Raw genomic sequence first — 16271 nt, 5'->3', positions numbered from 1 at the left:
GCCGGGATTCCCGCGCCGCACGCCCCGTCATCCGCACCTACTGGGGAAGAGTGGCCGGGGAGCCGCCGTTCGCCTCGTAGCCCGCCACCGCCAGGGCGCGGAAGACCGCGTAGTGCGCCGCCGGGTCCGGCGAGGCGGACCACGGGAGGGCGCCCACGTAGCCGTCCACGTGCCGGACCTGCTCCATCGCCTCCGCCCACCGCTCCATGTTCACCAGGAACGACAGCAGCATGTGCCGCACGTGCGCCAGCATCGGGTCGTCCGGCCGCGCCTGGTGCACCGCGTACAGCGCGCCCTCCACGGCCCGGGTCACCACCGCGCTCTGGTAGAAACCGCCGGTCAGAACCACGTCCGGGAGGTTTTCGTACACAGAGAACAGCGGCAGCGCCGCCAGCAGCGAGCCCTGCGGGGCGCGCGCCGCCGCCGCGTGCGCGAACGCGTCCGCCTTCTCCCGCGAGCCGTGCCACTTCTCGCACCAGTAGTGCAGCGCCGCCAGGTGCGCGCCCATGTGCGCCGGCGCCCGGTCGATGACCTTCGCCCACAGCGCGTCGAACTCGGCCTCCGAGTAGCCGAGGCCCCGCGCGATCGCCAGCTCCGTGATGTACGGGACGGGGTCGCCCGGCGCCAGCAGGGCGGCCTTGCGGCACGCCTCGCGGGCCTCCTCCAGGATGATCCGGTGGTCGTCGGAGCCGACCCCGCCCGAGGCCCGCCACGCCTGCTGCACCAGCAGCTCCGCGTGCACCTGCGCGCCGCCCGCGTCCTTCTCCGCCTCCAGCCGCCAGCCCTTCAGCCACTGCGCGCCCACACCCGGCTCCCGCACCAGCTCCAGCGCCGCGGCCCCGCCGAAGGCCTGCACGCGCTGCCAGCGCTGCTCGCCCTCGACCGGGGTCCCGGCGAGCAGCTGGGAGGCCGCCTGCCACTGGCCGGTGCGCTGCACGTTGTCGAGGGCGTCCATCAGGTCCTGGTCGGGCCCGGGGACCCGGATGTCGAGGTCCTCCTGCCGGTCGAAACCGTAGTCCGCCGGATCCGCAGCGTCAGGGCTGCCCGGCTCGACGAGGCGCAAGCCGCCGCCGCGCTTGCGCCGTACGAACACAGCGACGATGACCGCGAGCCAGCCGACCGCGAACAGGAACCACAGAATCTCCATGCCACAAGCGAACCAGACCGACATGGCCGGATGCCAACAGGGGGCTGACCTGGGGCCGTACCCCGCGCCGGGGCATAGCATCTGACCATGAGCGACGACAGCCACGAGCACCAGAGCTTCGAGACCCGCGCGATCCACGCGGGCAACACGGCGGACCCGCTGACCGGCGCGGTCGTACCCCCGATCTACCAGGTTTCCACGTACAAGCAGGACGGCGTCGGCGGACTTCGCGGCGGCTACGAGTACAGCCGCAGCGCGAACCCGACCCGCACCGCGCTGGAGGAGAACCTCGCGGCGCTGGAGGGCGGCCGGCGCGGGCTCGCCTTCGCCTCCGGCCTCGCCGCGGAGGACTGCCTGCTGCGTACGCTGCTCTCCCCGGGCGACCACGTGGTCATCCCGAACGACGCGTACGGCGGCACCTTCCGCCTCTTCGCGAAGGTCGTCTCCCGCTGGGGCGTGGAGTGGTCGGTGGCCGACACCTCCGACGCGGAGTCCGTGCGCGCGGCCCTGACCCCGAAGACCAAGGTCATCTGGGTCGAGACCCCCTCCAACCCGCTCCTCGGCATCACCGACATCGCGGTCGTCGCCGACATCGCGCGGACGGCCGGCGCCAAGCTGGTCGTGGACAACACCTTCGCCTCCCCCTACCTCCAGCAGCCCCTCGCGCTCGGCGCGGACGTGGTCGTGCACTCGCTGACGAAGTACATGGGCGGGCACTCGGACGTCGTCGGCGGCGCGCTGGTCACGGCGGACGCGGCGCTCGGTGAGGAACTGGCCTACCACCAGAACGCGATGGGCGCGGTGGCCGGGCCCTTCGACTCGTGGATCGTGCTGCGCGGCATCAAGACGCTGGCGGTCCGGATGGACCGGCACGCGGAGAACGCGGCGAAGGTCGTCGAGCTGCTGAAGCGGCACCCGAAGGTGCACAAGGTCCTCTACCCGGGCCTGCCGGAGCACCCGGGGCACGAGGTGGCGGCCAAGCAGATGCGGAACTTCGGCGGCATGGTGTCGTTCCAGGTCGTCGGCGGCGAGGAAGCGGCGGTCGAGGTCTGCAACCGGGCGAAGCTGTTCACGCTCGGTGAGTCGCTGGGCGGCGTCGAGTCGCTGATCGAGCACCCGGGGCGGATGACGCACGCGTCGGTGGCGGGGTCGGCGCTGGAGGTTCCGGCGGACCTGGTGCGGCTGTCGGTGGGCATCGAGAACGCGGACGACCTCCTCGCGGACCTGACCCAGGCCCTGGGCTGACGCCCCGCACCCCCGCCGGGCTCCGCCCCGGCTGCCCGGCGGGGGTGGGCGCGGTGTCGCCGTGCGGCGCCGCTGCCGGGGCGCTGCCCCGGGCCCCGCGCCTCAAACGCCGGCGGGGCTGGAGGCGTGCGGGGCCGCTGTCCCCGGGCCCCTGGGCCTGAAATGGCGGCGGCTGGAGCCCGTGCGGCGCCGCTGCCGGGGCGCTGCCCCGGGCCCCGCGCCTCAAACGCCGGCGGGGCCTCGGGGTTCTACCAGCCCTCCAGCGGCGGGGAGATGTCGCTCGGGGGGAGGGCCCACGGCCGGGTCGCGGCGGCCCAGATCGTGAAGGCGGCCAGCGCCGCCAGCAGGACGGCCCAGCCGACGCGCCGCAGGGCCCGCCGGCGGCGCAGGATGCGGCCCCCGCGCGCCGCCGCGCCCGCGGCGAGGCCCGGCGGGACCACCGGGTACGGGCCCTCCATCAGGTCCCGCACCCGGGCCTCCCTGCGGTCCGGGAAGCCGCTCACCGCAGCTCCGCCACGGCCCGGTTGCACAGCACGCGGACCCGCTCGGGCGGCAGCCCCAGCTGCGCCGCGGTGACCTCCTCCGCGACCCCTTCGTAGATCCGCAGCACCAGTACGAGCCGCTCCAGCGGGCTCAGCCGGGCCAGCAGCCCCGTGCCCCGGACGTGGCGCCGGCCGGTACGGGCGAACGCGGCGCACAGTTCCCGGCGGGTGAAGTCGTACGGGTCGTCCCCGCGCACGCGCCGCCAGTCGGCGTACGTCCGGGCCAGCGCGCCCGCCAGCAGCCGTCGGGCCGCCTCCGGTTCACCGGTCAGCAGGACCGCGACGTGCAGGAGCCGCCCCGCCGCACCCGCGACGAAGGCCTCGAACTCCGCGTAGGGGCCCAAGCGTTGCTCCACCGCCCGCATGGGTCACATAGTGCGGGCAGCGGGACCGTCCAGGTCAAGGGGTATGACGTACGTCAGGAGGCCGGGCCGGCGTCGGCCACGGCGGCCATCAGCTCGGACAGCGACAGGTTGAAGCGCGTCAGCAGCGTCGTGAACGACTCGCGCTCCCCCTCGCTCCATCCCTCCGTGACCCGTGCCATCAGCTCGCGCCGCGAGGAACGGACCTCCTCCAGCCGCGCGAGCCCCCGCGGGGACAGCGCGAGGACCACGGCCCGCCCGTCCTCCGGGTGCGAAGTCCGCTTGACCAGGCCGCTGTCGACGAGCGGCGCGACTTGCCGGGTGACGGTGGAGGAGTCGATGCCCATGCCGCCGGCGAGCGCCTTGACGCCCATCGGGCCTTCCAGGTCGAGCCGGTTCAGCAGCAGGTACGCGGCCCGGTCCATGGAGTTGCGGGCCTGGCCGACGCCGCCCAGGCGGGTCTGCTCGGCGCGGCGCGCGAAGACGGCGACCTGGTGCTGGAGCGCGTCGAGGAGACCCGCTCCGGCGGGCGCGTCCGGCGCCGCGGGCAGGTCGGAATTGGCCGGGTAGGAAGGCATGGCCGTGGGCTCTCTTCGCGTGGGTCCGACAAGGATGGGGGACAGAGTACGCGGCCGTGCGGCGGCTCGTACGCCCCGTACGAGAACTGATACGGCCGGTCCGGGACGACCGCCCGGAGGTGTCCCGGATGGCGAGATTTCGCCCCTTGTCGGGACCCCTGCCGGGAGCGGTCCGCGGCCGGAGCCGGGCCGTCCGCGGGCTGGGAGACTGGCGGCATGGTCTACCGAGTGCCCCATCCCGTTCCGCAGGTCATCCTCGACGACGTCCGCGGAGCCCAGAAGATGCTGTCCGGCGTCTCCCGGATCACCCCGATGGAGGGCAGCCGGTACCTCTCCTCCCTCACGCGCTCACCGGTCCACCTCAAGTGCGAGAACCTCCAGCGCACCGGTTCCTTCAAGCTGCGCGGCGCGTACGTGCGCATCTCGGGTCTGCGCCCGGAGCAGCGGGCGGCCGGTGTCGTGGCGGCCAGTGCGGGCAACCACGCGCAGGGCGTGGCGCTGGCGTCCTCCCTGCTCGGGGTGCGTTCGACGGTGTTCATGCCGGTCGGGGCGCCGCTGCCGAAGGTGGCGGCGACGCGGGAGTACGGCGCGGAGGTGCGCCTGCACGGGCAGGTCGTCGACGAGACCCTCGCGGCCGCCCAGGACTACGCCGACCGCACGGGGGCGGTGTTCATCCACCCCTTCGACCACCGGGACATCATCGCGGGCCAGGGCACGGTGGGCCTGGAGGTCCTGGAGCAGTGCCCGGAGGTGCGGACCATCCTCGTCGGCATCGGGGGCGGCGGTCTCGCGGCCGGTGTCGCGGTGGCGGTGAAGGCGCTGCGGCCCGACGTGAAGGTCATCGGCGTCCAGGCGGCGGGCGCGGCCGCGTACCCGCCCTCGCTGCTGGTCGGGCACCCGGTGTCCATCGACAACCCGACGACGATGGCGGACGGCATCAAGGTCGGCCGCCCCGGGGACGTCCCCTTCAGGATCATCGGCGAGCTCCTCGACGACGTCCGCACGGTGTCGGAGGACGCGCTCTCCAGCGCCCTGCTGCTCTGCCTGGAGCGGGCGAAGCTGGTGGTCGAGCCGGCCGGGTGCAGTCCGGTCGCCGCGCTGCTGAGCGAACCCGAACGGTACGACGACGGGCCGGTGGTGGCCGTCCTGTCCGGCGGCAACGTCGATCCGCTGCTGCTCCAGCGGATCCTGCGGCACGGCATGGCCGCGGCGGGCCGGTACCTGTCGCTGCGGCTGCGGGTGGCCGACCGGCCGGGGGCCCTGGCCGGACTCCTGGGGGTGCTGTCGGGGGTGGACGCGAACGTGCTGGACGTGAGTCACGTGCGGACCGACCCGCGGCTGGGCCTCACGGAGGTGGAGGTGGAGCTGCAGCTGGAGACGAAGGGGCCGGAGCACTGCGCGGAGGTCGCGCGCTCGCTGCACAGCGCCGGTTACACGGTGATGGACTGACCACTGGTAGTACGCGATATGACGCGATAGCGTGCGCTCGGGTGAACGGGGAAATCCCCCGTTCGGCCGGGCGGAGGCTGCGCGGCACCCATATGATCTGCGTAGTAACCCGCTGATTGCACCGATTGCACTGATTCTGCTGGCCCGAATCGCACTGGGAGAATCCGTATGCCAGGCGCCATCTACGCCGAGGGTCTGGTCAAGACCTTCGGTGATGTACGGGCTCTGGACGGCGTGGACCTCGATGTCCCCGAAGGCACCGTCCTGGGTCTGCTCGGCCCGAACGGCGCGGGCAAGACCACGACCGTACGCGTCCTGACCACCCTCCTCCGGCCCGACAGCGGCAAGGCCGTCGTCGCCGGGATCGACGTGCTCAAACACCCCAACGAGGTACGGCGGGCCATCGGTCTCTCCGGCCAGTTCGCCGCCGTCGACGAATACCTCACCGGCCGCGAGAACCTCCAGATGGTCGGGCAGCTCTACCAGATGAGGGCCAGGGCGGCGAAGGCCCGGGCCGAGGAACTGCTCGAACGCTTCCAGCTCTCCGACGCGGCCGACCGCCCCGCCAAGACCTACTCCGGCGGCATGCGCCGACGGCTCGACCTCGCCGCGGCCCTCGTCGTCAGCCCGCCCGTGATGTTCATGGACGAGCCGACCACCGGCCTCGACCCCCGCAACCGGCAGCGGCTGTGGGGGATCATCAAGGAGCTGGTCGCGGGCGGCACCACCCTGCTCCTCACCACCCAGTACCTGGAGGAGGCCGACCACCTCGCGCACGACATCTGCGTGGTCGACCACGGCAAGGTCATCGCCCGCGGTACGTCCGACCAGCTCAAGGCCCGTACCGGAGGCGAGCGCGTGGAGGTCGTCGTCCACGAACGCGACCACATCACCACCGCCCGCGAGGTCCTCGCCGCCTTCGGCAAGGGCGAGACCACGGTCGAGGAGCACACCCGCAAGCTGACCGTGCCGGTCTCCGGCGGGGCCAAGCTGCTCGCCGAGGTCATCCGCGAACTCGACGGCCGGGGCATCGAGATCGACGACATCGGCCTGCGCCGCCCCACCCTCGACGACGTGTTCATATCCCTGACCGGTCACGCCGCCGAACGCGAGGCGGACGAGAACGGCGACGACCACGCGAGCGCGGGCGAGAGCGGCGCGGCCGGCGCCCAGGGCCGCAGGGCGGCGCGGAAGGAGATGGCGAAGTGACCCTCACCTCCCGCACCCCGGAACTGACCGCACCGCGCCCGCGCGGCGGCGTCGTCCAGAGCGCGGCCGACTCCCTGGTGATCGCCAAGCGGAACCTGATCCGCATGTCCCGGATCCCCGAGATGATCATCTTCGGGCTGATCCAGCCGGTCATGTTCGTCGTGCTCTTCAGCTACGTCTTCGGCGGCTCGATCAGCGTCGGCGGCAGCACCTCGCCGCAGGCCTACCGCGAGTTCCTGATGGCGGGCATCTTCGCCCAGACCGTCACCTTCGCCACCGCCGGCGCGGGCGCGGGCATCGCGGACGACATGCACAAGGGCCTCATCGACCGCTTCCGCTCCCTGCCCATGGCCCGCGGCGCGGTCCTGACCGGGCGCACCCTGGCCGACCTCGTCCAGACCTCGGTCACCCTCGTCGTCCTGGCCGTCGTCGCGCTGCTCGTCGGCTGGCGCACCCACACCAGCTTCGGAGAGGTCCTCGCCGGCTTCGCCCTGCTGCTCCTGCTCGGCTACGCCTTCTCCTGGATCGGCGCCCTCATCGGCCTGTCGGTGCGCACCCCGGAGGCGGCCACCTCGGGCGGGCTGATCTGGCTCTTCCCGCTGACGTTCATCTCGAACGCCTTCGTGCCGTCCGAGAACATGCCGTCCTTCCTCCAGACCATCGCGGAGTGGAACCCCTTCAGCGCCACCGTCCAGGCCGCCCGCGTGCTCTTCGGCAACCTCCCGGAGGGCTACCCCGTCCCGGACGCCTGGCCCATGCAGCACCCGGTGATCGCCTCGATCCTCTGGTCGGTGCTGATCATCGCGGCCTTCCGCACCCTGGCCGTGCGCAAGTACCGCTCGGCGACGGCGTAGCGCACGGGCCACGTACCGCACGCGCGAACGCCGATGCCCGGCCGGAACAGTCAGCTGTCCGGCCGGGCATCGGCGCAAGAGGCAGGGTGATCAGCCGGTGAAGGGCTTGACGTCGAGGATCCGGACCGAGGCCGTCTTGCCGTTCGGCAGCTCGTACTCGGCGTCCTCGCCGACCGCCTTGCCCATCACACCGCTGCCCAGCGGGGACTGCGGGGAGTACGTCTCGAAGTCCGCGGACGCGTACTCGCGCGACGCCAGCAGGAACTCCATCGTGTCGTCCTCGTCGCCGTCGAAGGCGATCTTCACGACGGTGCCGGGGGCCACCACGCCGTCGGACGCCGGGGCGGTGCCGACCTTGGCGTTCTCCAGGAGCTGCGTGAGCTGGCGGACGCGCAGTTCCTGCTTGCCCTGCTCCTCCTTGGCCGCGTGGTAACCGCCGTTCTCGCGCAGGTCGCCCTCCTCGCGGGCGGCTGCGATCTTCGTGGCGATCTCCGTGCGTGCGGGACCAGAGAGGTAGTCCAGCTCTGCCTTCAGCTGGTCGTACGCCGCCTGGGTCAGCCAGGTGACGCTCTCGCTCGTCTGGGTCACGGGTGCTCCTCGTCGGTACAGGGGACTACATGGCCGCCAGCGGCGGGCGAAACCACGAGCCTAACAATTCGGGAAGAAAAGGGGGAGGACCCGAGCGCCTCCGTGATGTCCGGGGAAGGCCCGGCCGGGCCGTCCTCGCCCGGGCGGGCGGCTCGGCGGCTCCCGCACTTCCAGGATGACCCACCCGGGCGTGGCGGACGAGCCGGAGTGACGAACCCGACGCCCGGACGCGGCGAGCGGACCCGTCAGCCCCCGGCGGCGGGCTGGCAGCCGACCAGCTCGATCACCGCAGCCCGCCCGGTGGTCTTCAGCGACACGACCTCGTCCACCCGCGACGCGGACTGCGCGAACGTGAAGTCGGCACGGCCCACCTCGGCGTGCTCCTTGTCCTGCGAGGTCAGCGTGCACACCCCGGTCCGCGAGGCGTCCTTGCGCACCTCCAGGTGCACCTTCACCTCGGTGTCGGAGACCACCTGGAACTTGATCACCTCGGCGCTGACGCTCTGACCGGCCATGTAGTCCCAGCCGATCCAGCCGATCACACCCAGCAGCACGACGCCCAGGACCGACCCGACGATCTTGAGCTTCCGGTCCGCACGCTCGTCCGCCGACCGGCCGTACCGGCCCTCGGGCAGCCCCTCGCGCACGCCGCTCATGATCGATTCCTCTCGCTGGGGAAGGGTGAGGCACCCCCGGAATTTTCCGTCCCCCGGTTCGGTCACTATAGAAGCCGACCGTCGCGCCGAATCACAGAGGATCCTGTCTTGACCGAGCAGCTTCGACTGATGGCCGTCCACGCCCACCCCGACGACGAGTCGAGCAAGGGCGCGGCCACCATGGCCAAGTACGTGTCCGAAGGGATCCCCGTGATGGTCGTCACCTGCACCGGTGGCGAGCGCGGATCCGTACTGAACCCCAAGCTCCAGGGCGACAAGTACATCGAGGAGAACATCCACGAGGTGCGCGCCAAGGAGATGGACGAGGCCCGCCAGATCCTCGGCATCGAACAGGAATGGCTCGGATACGTGGACTCCGGCCTGCCGGAGGGCGACCCGCTGCCGCCGCTGCCCGAGGGCTGCTTCGCCCTCGCGGACGTCGACGAGGCCGCCGGCGCGCTGGTGAAGAAGATCCGCGCGTTCAAGCCGCAGGTCGTCACGACGTACGACGAGAACGGCGGCTACCCGCACCCCGACCACATCATGACCCACAAGATCTCCATGGTGGCCTTCGAGGGCGCGGCCGACACCGAGAAGTACCCGGAGGCCGAGTTCGGCCCGGCGTACCAGCCGCAGAAGCTCTACTACAACCAGGGCTTCAACAAGCCCCGCACCGTCGCCCTGCACGAGGCCCTCCTCGCCCGCGGCATGGAGTCCCCCTACGGCGAGTGGCTGGAGCGGTGGAAGGAGTTCGAGCGCAAGGAGCGGACCCTGACCACCCACATCCCCTGCGCCGACTTCTTCGAGATCCGCGACAAGGCGCTCATCGCGCACGCCACGCAGATCGACCCGGACGGCGGCTGGTTCCGCGTCCCGATGGACATCCAGAAGGAGGTCTGGCCGACGGAGGAGTACGAGCTGGCCAAGTCGCTCGTCGACACTTCCCTCCCCGAGTCCGACCTCTTCGCCGGCATCCGGGAGAATGCATAGCCATGAGCGCTACCCAGGCAGCAATCACCCAGTTCCTTCCGCTGGCGGCCGACACGTTCGACAAGAACAAGGTGACCCCCGGAATCCTGGGGTTCATCGTGTTCGCGGTCCTCGCCCTTGGGACGTGGGCCCTGATGAAGTCGATGAACCGGCACATGGGCCGGGTGAACTTCGAGGAGACCCCGGAACCGGCCTCCGCGCCGGCGGAGTCCCCCCGGACCCCGTAGAACCCCGGCCCGCGCTTCACGCCCGGCGGCGCGGCGGGGTGCGGCTCGCGGGGCGCCGTACGCGTGCCCGGCCGGCTCCCGCAAGGCGTGAACGCGGTTGCTCGTCGGGGTCGGCCCCGCTGCTACCCCCCCCCCGCCGTCGGGGTCGGGTGTGCGGCGGGGTGCCCCCGCAGGGCGTCGAACGCAACCACGCCCTGCTTGCCGGTGCCTCTGCAGGTTCGACGCCCGAGGAGGTGCCCCGGCGCGCGGCCGGGCCCGGCGGTCCCTGCGTGCGGGCCGGGCCGGGGTGCCGATGCCGGCGGGCCGGGCCGGGGTGCCGCTGCGCGGAGCCGGTCCCCTACCCGCCCTTCCACCGTTCCCTGGGGCTCCGCCCCAGACCCCGCGCCTCAAACGCCGGCGGGGCTGGATCGGGCCCGCCCGGCCCCGCGCCTCGAACGCGGGGCGGGGCTGGATTGGGCTCCGCCTCAGACCCCGCGCCTCAAGCGCCGGCGGGGCTGGATCGGGCCCCGCCTGGACCCGCGCCTCGGACGCCGGGCGGGGTTGGATTGGGCTCCGCCCCGGGCCGGCCCTCGAACGCCGGGCGGGGCTGGATCGGGCTCCGCCCGGGCCCGCGCCTCGGACGCCGGGCGGGGCTGGATTGGGCCCCGCCCCGGGCACGCGCCTCAAGCGCCGGCGGGGCTGGATCGGGCTCCGCCTGGGCCCGCGCCTCGGACGCCGGGCGGGGCTGGATCGGGCTCCGCCCCGGCCCCGGGCCTCAAGCGCCGGCGGGGTGCATAGGCAAGGGTCGGGCTTACGGTGGGGTCGGGCCCGGGACGCCCATGATTTCGCGGGCCACGAGGTCCGGGACCAGGCCCAGGCGCCACGCCTGCCAGCCCTCCGCCGGGTCCGCGCCCCGGCCCAGGATCACCCCGTACGTCTCCAGGCAGTCCTCCAGCCGCCCGTCCCGCGCGCCATGCGGCGCAGCCGACAGGCGGGCCAGCTCCGCCCGCGCCTCCTCCGGCGCGGCCGGCACCGCGTACGGCAGCATCGTGCACCGCAGGAACCGCGCCCAGTCCTCCCCGCGCCGGTCCCCGTACGAGATGAACAGCCGTACCGCCTCCTCGCACAGCCCCAGCGCCTGCGAGACCCGCCCGTTGCCCGCGTCCACCACGGCCAGCTCCAGACAGGTCCACGCCTCGCCGTGGGCCAGCCCGATCCGCCGGAAGTCCGCCCGCGCGTCCACCAGCAGCTGCCGCGCGAAGCCGGAGTTGCGCAGGTTGCCCGTCTGCGCCGCCCGCTGGTCCCGCGTCACCCGGCCCGAGTGGTGCCGCGCGTGCGCCAGCCCGTACACGTCCCGCATCCGCGAGAACATCGTGCGGGCCCGTTCCAGCTCCCGTACCGCCTGGTCCCGCTCGCCCGCCTCCTCCAGCGCCTGTCCGAGGTGGTACAGCGTCCACGCCTCACCGCGCGCGTCCTCCGCCTCCCGGTGCCGCGCCAGCGCGTCCCGCAGCCGCTCCAGCGCAGCCCCCGGATCCCCGTCCACCACCCGGGCCCGGCCCAGCTGCGTCAGCGCCCAGGCCTCACCGCGGTCGTCGCGGGTGCGCCCGTACAGGTCCAGCGCCAGCCGCAGCTCCGACTCCGCCCGCGCCACGTCGCCGAACCGCAGGCGCACCTGACCCAGCTGGAAGTGCGCCCACGCCTCGCCGTGCACGCTCTCGCTCTCCCGGTGCAGGGCCAGCGACCGCTCCAGCAGCGCCGTCGCCTCCGCCAGCCGCCCCAGGTCCCGCTCGACCGCCGCCAGCGCGTGCAGACCCCACGCCCGGTCGCCCGCCAGCTCCGCCGGCTCCTGCAGGACGAGGGCCTCGCGGATGCGGGCCGCCGCCTCCGGCAGATTGCCCTGGTGGTGCAGCGTGATGCCCAGCGAGACCAGCGCCATCGCGGCCCCCGCCTCCTGGTGCGCCTCCATGTACTGGTCGACCACCGAGGTCAGCGTCGTACGGGCCTTGTCCAGCTCGCCCAGCTGCCGGGCCGCGATACCGGTACGCCACTGCACCGACCGCACCAGCCGCCCCTGCCGGTCCCCGCCGTCCCCGGCCCCGCCCTCCTCCGCGCTCGCGTCCCCGGCCCGGCCGGCCGCCGCCACGGCCTGCGTCAGCTCGTCGATCTCACCCAGCCGGTACAGGTCCCCGCGCAGCAGGCAGAAGTCGCACAGCGCGCCCAGCAGATCCAGCACCGCCTGCTGGTCCACGCCCTCGGAATGCCGCAGCGCCGCCGTGATGAAGCTCGACTCGTCGTCCAGCCAGCGCAGCGCCGCGTCCAGCGAGGTGAAACCGTGCACCCCGAACTGGTTGGCCCGCGTCGACATCTTCCCGTCCACCATCCGGATCACCGAGTCCGCGAGCTGCGCGTACACGCGGATCAGCCGCTCGTGCGCCGCCACCGCCGACTCCCGGTCCTCGTCCGCGGCCAGCCGCGCCGCCGCGTACGCGCGTACCGCGTCGTGCATCCGGAACCGCTGACCGCGCACCCGCTCGATCAGCCCCGCCTCCCACAGCTCCTCCAGCAGCCGCAGCGCCGCCTGCTCCGGTACGTCGGCCAGCGCGGCCGCCGCCGCACCGCCGAGGGACGCCCGCCCGGCCAGCGGGAGCCGCCGCAGCAACTGCCGCGCCGGCTCCGCGAGCCGGGCGTCGGCGACCCGCAGCGCGGTCTCCACCGGATGCGCACCGCCGGCCCCGGCCCCGGCCCCGGCCCCGGCTCCGGCTTCGACCTCGCCCCCGGCCTCGGCTCCGGGGAGCACGCCCGCACGTACCGACGGGCCCAGCAGCCGCAGCGCCAGCGGCAACCCGCCGCTCAGCCGCACGACCGCCGCGACGGCCTCCGGGGCCGCCTCACCCGCCGCCCCGCCCGCACCCTCCGCCGCGGGCACCGCCCGCACCAGCTCCGCCGCGTCCTGCGGCCCCAGCCGCTCCACCGGAAGCTGGTGCACCCAGGCGGGAAGGTCCGCGGGCAGCTCCAGCGGCTCCCGCGCCGTCACCAGCACCAGGCTCTCCGAACGCTCCGGCACCAGCACCCGCACCTGTTCCGCGTCCACCGCGTCGTCCAGGACCACCGTCACCGCCAGCCCCTGCAGATGCTGGTGGTACAGCTCGCCGAGGCGCCGCACCTGCTGCTCCGCCGAAGCGCCCTCACGGAACAGCAACTGCTCACGGGGCGCGCCCAACCGGTTCAGCAGGTGCAGCAGCGCCTCCCGCGTCGACAGCGGCGCCTCCGTGCCCCCGCCCGCGCCCGTCGCCCCGCCGCCGCCCCGCAGGTCCACCACACACGCGCCCTTGAACTGGTCCCGCAGACCGTGCGCCGCCCGCAGCGCCAGGGCCGTGCGGCCCACCCCCGGTTCGCCGTGCAGCACCACGACCACCGGCCGGGTCTCCGTGCTGGCCCGCGCCGCCTGCACCCACTGCGCGATCCGGGTCAGCTCCGCCCGCCGGCCCGCGAACACCCCCGACGGATCCGGCAGCTGCCCGAACGACTGCTCCAGCGCACTGCGCCGCCGGGCCTCCGCACTGCGGTCGGTGCCGCGCAGCTGCGGCGCCGCGGGTCGGGGGGCCCGGGCCGCCGCCGCGGACACCTTCCGCTGGGCCTCCAGGAACGGCCGGATCCCGCGCACTTCCAGCGCCGACAGCCACTGCAGCCGCAACTGCTCCGGCCCGCCCGGCCGGCCCAGCTCACCGGCCCGCCGGTTCGCGGCCGGCAGGTGCAGGGCCGTCACCTTCGCCACGGTCGCCACCGCCCCGGCGATACCCACGACGGCCCCGGTGGTCAGCGCGGTCCCGGCGGCGACCCCGAGGGCGAGGTCCGTCCCGACGGCCGTGGCCGCGGCGACGGCCGTCACCAGCACCGCCGTCGAGGTGTTCCCCCGCCGGAAGGCCTCCCCGAGGGACTCGTCCCCGGCCGCGGCCTCGTCCAGGGCCCGCACGTACGCCTCGTACTCGGGCGCCGCACTCGCGGCGAGCGCGTCCAGCGCCTCCCTGCCCCGTGCCAGCAGAGCCGCCCGATCGACGGCCGGCGCTCCCGCACCCACCCGCCGGGCCTCCTCGTCGACGGCCCGCACCAACAGCCGCTCGGCCTCACCGCGATGGCTGTCCCGCATCGGCATCCCCCTGAGAGAGCTCCGGCAACGTGCCACAAGTGTCCGCCGGTACGGTCGATTGCGCGAGGGAACTTGAGCTAGATCAGAGGGAGTTGGCCACTTCCGGAACCGACCCGCGGTCGCCCCGCGTCGATGGGGCGGGCAGGAACGGGGGACCTGATGACGGCACGGAACACCCGTACGGCGGCGGCGACGGCACTCGCGGCGCTCCTCCTGCCCCTGCCCGGATGCACCGGACAGCCGCACCCCGGCGCGGAGTTCGCGATCCGCTACGAGGAGCCGGCCCCCGCCGACGGGGCCGCGGCCCGCTGGCTGCGCGACCGGAAACTCGTCGAGCCCGTGCTGTCCGACCTCAACGCCTACCTCCGCCTCCCGTACCGGGTCACCGTCGCCGTCCGCTCCTGCGCGGGCGACGGCACCGGCTACGACCCGGCCGAGCACCTCGTGGAACTCTGCTACGACGACCTCGCCGAGGACCGCGAACTGTTCGAGCGCGCCGGATCACCGGACCCGGACGGGGACCTCGCCGAAGTCGTCCGCGAGACGATCCACCACGAGGCGGGTCACGCCCTCGCCGACGCCCTGGACCTGGCACTCGACGACCGGGCCGAGGAGGACGCCGCCGACCGCTTCGCCCAGCTGATGCTCCTGCGCACCCCCGGGGGCGACACCACCCTCCTGACCGCCGCCCGCGCCTACGACCTCGCCGCCGCGGCCGGCCCCGGCCCGGACCCCTCGGACGAACACGCCCCACCGGCCACCCGCGCCGAATCCCACCGCTGCGCGGTCCAGGGCGCCACCCCCACCCGCCACCCGGACCTGACCACCCCACCCCGCGCCCACTGCGCGGCGACGTGGGCCGCGAGCCGTGACGCTTGGGTCAGGGATCTGAACCGACTTATCAGGGCGTAACCCGATCGTCGGTTCGTGAGTTTGAGCGAGTATCGCAACAACTCTCGATGGGGGAGCGCACCATGGACCGGATACCAGTCGCCTCGTACGCCCGGACGTCGCAGGACACCCCTCAACGCGACGCGCGCGGCGTGCGTCACCAGCACCGCATCAACGAACGCACGGCCCGTGAGCACGGCTGCGTCGTGGTCGCCACCTATACGGACAACGCGTGCAGCGCGACCAAGGAAGACCGGGAGCGACCCGGCTTCGATCACCTCCTCGCCGACCTGCATCGAGGGCACGCCTTCACCGCGGGTCCACTGCACGGGGTCGTGGCCGTCGCGGATGACAGGTTGTACCGGAAGCCGGAGGACTTCATTCGCTTCATGGCGGCGCTCACCTCGGCGCCGGGGCGGGTGTACGTCGACAGGGACGGCTTGCGGGACCCGTACACGAAGGCCGGTCTCCTGAAGGGCGCGGAATGCCTTCAGGGTGCCGTCGCCGAGGGGGAGGTGCGCAGCCGCCGGGTCAAGGACTGGCACTGGTCCCGCGCCATGGACGGATTGCCGCACAGCGGGCCGCGGCCCTTCGGGTGGCTGGAGGACCGGCAGACACTGCACCCGGTGGAGTCGGAGCTCGTCCGCAAGGCGATCGAGCACCGCATCGCCGGTGGCTCCATGGGCGAGGTGGCCCGAGAGTGGGCTGCTCTGGGTGTCAGGGGAACGCGCGGTGGTCGCCCGAATCCGGCGGCGGTCACACAGATCATCACGGCACCGAGGGTGTGCGGCTTCCGTGCCAACCGAGGGACGCTGTTGATCGATCCGGCCACGGGGAGTCCGCTGGTCGGGGGGTGGCAGGCCATTGTCCCGCCTGAGCGGTGGAAGGCTGTCTGTTCGACGTTCTCGGCTGGGAGCTTGTACATGCACCGGGGGCCACTCAGCCCGAGATTGACCGATCGCAAGGCGGGTCCGAAGTATCTCGCGAGCGGGTTCCTGCGCTGCGGGGCGGAGCTTGTGGGTGGCGGCCGGTGTGATCAGCTCATGGGAGGCGGCAAGAGCACCCGCAGTCTGAAGAGCCCGTACAACTACATCTGTGTGTCGGGCCGTGGCTGCGGGCGATGCGCCATTAGCGGTCCCCTCGCGGAGGATGCGATTGGGAAGCTGCTCTTTCCCGACGACGGACAGGGTCGGGTACGACTGCCGGAGCCGATTCGGCTCCGATGGCAGTCGGGCGGGATGGGGTTCGAGGAGAAGCGGAAGGTGATCGCCTCGGTTTTCTCGCACCTCGTGGTCAAGCCCGGGAGGAAGGGCTGCCGGAGCTGGGACTACTCGCGCGTGGTTCCGGTATGGAAGTGGGCTGATCGCACAGGGGCCGCCGAACCGGCGGCCTGATGGCCCCGTCATG

15 protein-coding genes are annotated in these 16271 nt (G+C 73.3%); 8 read left to right on the top strand and 7 right to left on the bottom strand.

Features of this window, described 5'->3' with window-relative positions:
• Window positions 1-37: 37 nt before the first annotated feature.
• Window positions 38-1147: a hypothetical protein gene (locus ACZ6Y1_RS22945; RefSeq protein ID WP_469632726.1), complete on the bottom strand. Its 1110-nt coding sequence runs from the start codon at window positions 1145-1147 to the stop codon at window positions 38-40.
• An 87-nt stretch (window positions 1148-1234) separates the two neighbouring features.
• Here ACZ6Y1_RS22945 and ACZ6Y1_RS22940 point away from each other — a divergent pair, with 87 nt between their 5' ends.
• Window positions 1235-2392, top strand: coding sequence for a cystathionine gamma-synthase (locus ACZ6Y1_RS22940; RefSeq protein ID WP_469632723.1), 1158 nt, complete (start codon window positions 1235-1237; stop codon window positions 2390-2392).
• A 248-nt stretch (window positions 2393-2640) separates the two neighbouring features.
• Here ACZ6Y1_RS22940 and ACZ6Y1_RS22935 read toward each other — a convergent pair whose 3' ends face one another.
• From ACZ6Y1_RS22935 to ACZ6Y1_RS22925, 3 genes are read right to left on the bottom strand one after another with little or no spacing between them, the layout of a single operon-like run.
• Window positions 2641-2895 carry a hypothetical protein gene (locus tag ACZ6Y1_RS22935; RefSeq protein WP_469632720.1) on the bottom strand — a complete coding sequence of 85 codons (255 nt, stop codon included), beginning with the start codon at window positions 2893-2895 and terminating at the stop codon, window positions 2641-2643.
• A complete protein-coding gene (locus ACZ6Y1_RS22930; RefSeq protein WP_469632718.1) occupies window positions 2892-3299 on the bottom strand; it encodes a sigma factor-like helix-turn-helix DNA-binding protein in 408 nt (135 codons plus the stop codon). Before ACZ6Y1_RS22930 ends, ACZ6Y1_RS22935 begins: the two co-directional genes overlap by 4 nt.
• 53 nt (window positions 3300-3352) lie before the next feature.
• Window positions 3353-3874 (bottom strand): MarR family winged helix-turn-helix transcriptional regulator, encoded by a 522-nt coding sequence (locus ACZ6Y1_RS22925; protein ID WP_469632716.1) that lies wholly within the window; start codon window positions 3872-3874, stop codon window positions 3353-3355.
• A gap of 216 nt (window positions 3875-4090) precedes the next feature.
• Between ACZ6Y1_RS22925 and ilvA the strand changes: the two genes are divergently transcribed.
• From ilvA to ACZ6Y1_RS22910, 3 genes are all read left to right on the top strand, one after another.
• Window positions 4091-5323, top strand: coding sequence for a threonine ammonia-lyase (gene ilvA, locus ACZ6Y1_RS22920; RefSeq protein ID WP_469632714.1), 1233 nt, complete (start codon window positions 4091-4093; stop codon window positions 5321-5323).
• A 168-nt stretch (window positions 5324-5491) separates the two neighbouring features.
• On the top strand, window positions 5492-6532 hold the full coding sequence (locus ACZ6Y1_RS22915) for an ATP-binding cassette domain-containing protein (protein ID WP_469632710.1): 1041 nt from the start codon (window positions 5492-5494) through the stop codon (window positions 6530-6532).
• Window positions 6529-7386 carry an ABC transporter permease gene (locus tag ACZ6Y1_RS22910; RefSeq protein ID WP_469632707.1) on the top strand — a complete coding sequence of 286 codons (858 nt, stop codon included), beginning with the start codon at window positions 6529-6531 and terminating at the stop codon, window positions 7384-7386. The genes ACZ6Y1_RS22915 and ACZ6Y1_RS22910 overlap by 4 nt, the downstream gene beginning before the upstream one ends.
• Before the next feature lie 90 nt (window positions 7387-7476).
• Here ACZ6Y1_RS22910 and greA read toward each other — a convergent pair whose 3' ends face one another.
• Both greA and ACZ6Y1_RS22900 read right to left on the bottom strand, forming a co-directional pair.
• Window positions 7477-7974 (bottom strand): transcription elongation factor GreA, encoded by a 498-nt coding sequence (gene greA, locus ACZ6Y1_RS22905; protein WP_469632702.1) that lies wholly within the window; start codon window positions 7972-7974, stop codon window positions 7477-7479.
• A 245-nt stretch (window positions 7975-8219) separates the two neighbouring features.
• A complete protein-coding gene (locus ACZ6Y1_RS22900; RefSeq protein ID WP_469632699.1) occupies window positions 8220-8630 on the bottom strand; it encodes a DUF4307 domain-containing protein in 411 nt (136 codons plus the stop codon).
• Between the two features lie 108 nt (window positions 8631-8738).
• On the opposite strand from ACZ6Y1_RS22900, the gene mca reads away from it, so the two are divergent.
• Both mca and ACZ6Y1_RS22890 read left to right on the top strand, forming a co-directional pair.
• Window positions 8739-9620 carry a mycothiol conjugate amidase Mca gene (gene mca, locus ACZ6Y1_RS22895; protein WP_469632697.1) on the top strand — a complete coding sequence of 294 codons (882 nt, stop codon included), beginning with the start codon at window positions 8739-8741 and terminating at the stop codon, window positions 9618-9620.
• A gap of 2 nt (window positions 9621-9622) precedes the next feature.
• Window positions 9623-9847: a hypothetical protein gene (locus tag ACZ6Y1_RS22890; RefSeq protein WP_469632694.1), complete on the top strand. Its 225-nt coding sequence runs from the start codon at window positions 9623-9625 to the stop codon at window positions 9845-9847.
• Between the two features lie 790 nt (window positions 9848-10637).
• Here the strand turns inward: ACZ6Y1_RS22890 and ACZ6Y1_RS22885 are convergent.
• The gene (locus ACZ6Y1_RS22885; RefSeq protein WP_469632691.1) at window positions 10638-13973 is read right to left on the bottom strand and encodes a tetratricopeptide repeat protein; all 3336 of its coding nucleotides are present in this window, start codon (window positions 13971-13973) and stop codon (window positions 10638-10640) included.
• 159 nt (window positions 13974-14132) lie between these two features.
• Here ACZ6Y1_RS22885 and ACZ6Y1_RS22880 point away from each other — a divergent pair, with 159 nt between their 5' ends.
• Complete coding sequence (locus ACZ6Y1_RS22880; protein WP_469632688.1) at window positions 14133-14885, top strand: DUF4344 domain-containing metallopeptidase; 753 nt, start codon at window positions 14133-14135, stop codon at window positions 14883-14885.
• 62 nt (window positions 14886-14947) lie between these two features.
• Window positions 14948-16258 carry a recombinase family protein gene (locus ACZ6Y1_RS22875; RefSeq protein WP_469632684.1) on the top strand — a complete coding sequence of 437 codons (1311 nt, stop codon included), beginning with the start codon at window positions 14948-14950 and terminating at the stop codon, window positions 16256-16258.
• Window positions 16259-16271: the final 13 nt, after the last annotated feature.

This window comes from Streptomyces sp. NPDC053432 (assembly GCF_055585365.1).
Note: the sequence above shows the minus strand (reverse complement) of the source record. Positions and strands in the feature narration are given on the sequence as shown.

Coding starts and splice junctions, on each gene's coding strand:
- ACZ6Y1_RS22945 (WP_469632726.1), bottom strand. CDS start 1,147: ATGGAGATTCTGTGGTTCCTGTTCGCGGTCGGCTGGCTCGCGGTCATC.
- ACZ6Y1_RS22940 (WP_469632723.1), top strand. CDS start 1,235: ATGAGCGACGACAGCCACGAGCACCAGAGCTTCGAGACCCGCGCGATC.
- ACZ6Y1_RS22930 (WP_469632718.1), bottom strand. CDS start 3,299: ATGCGGGCGGTGGAGCAACGCTTGGGCCCCTACGCGGAGTTCGAGGCC.
- ACZ6Y1_RS22925 (WP_469632716.1), bottom strand. CDS start 3,874: ATGCCTTCCTACCCGGCCAATTCCGACCTGCCCGCGGCGCCGGACGCG.
- ilvA (WP_469632714.1), top strand. CDS start 4,091: ATGGTCTACCGAGTGCCCCATCCCGTTCCGCAGGTCATCCTCGACGAC.
- ACZ6Y1_RS22915 (WP_469632710.1), top strand. CDS start 5,492: ATGCCAGGCGCCATCTACGCCGAGGGTCTGGTCAAGACCTTCGGTGAT.
- ACZ6Y1_RS22900 (WP_469632699.1), bottom strand. CDS start 8,630: ATGAGCGGCGTGCGCGAGGGGCTGCCCGAGGGCCGGTACGGCCGGTCG.
- ACZ6Y1_RS22890 (WP_469632694.1), top strand. CDS start 9,623: ATGAGCGCTACCCAGGCAGCAATCACCCAGTTCCTTCCGCTGGCGGCC.
- ACZ6Y1_RS22885 (WP_469632691.1), bottom strand. CDS start 13,973: ATGCGGGACAGCCATCGCGGTGAGGCCGAGCGGCTGTTGGTGCGGGCC.
- ACZ6Y1_RS22880 (WP_469632688.1), top strand. CDS start 14,133: ATGACGGCACGGAACACCCGTACGGCGGCGGCGACGGCACTCGCGGCG.
- ACZ6Y1_RS22875 (WP_469632684.1), top strand. CDS start 14,948: ATGGACCGGATACCAGTCGCCTCGTACGCCCGGACGTCGCAGGACACC.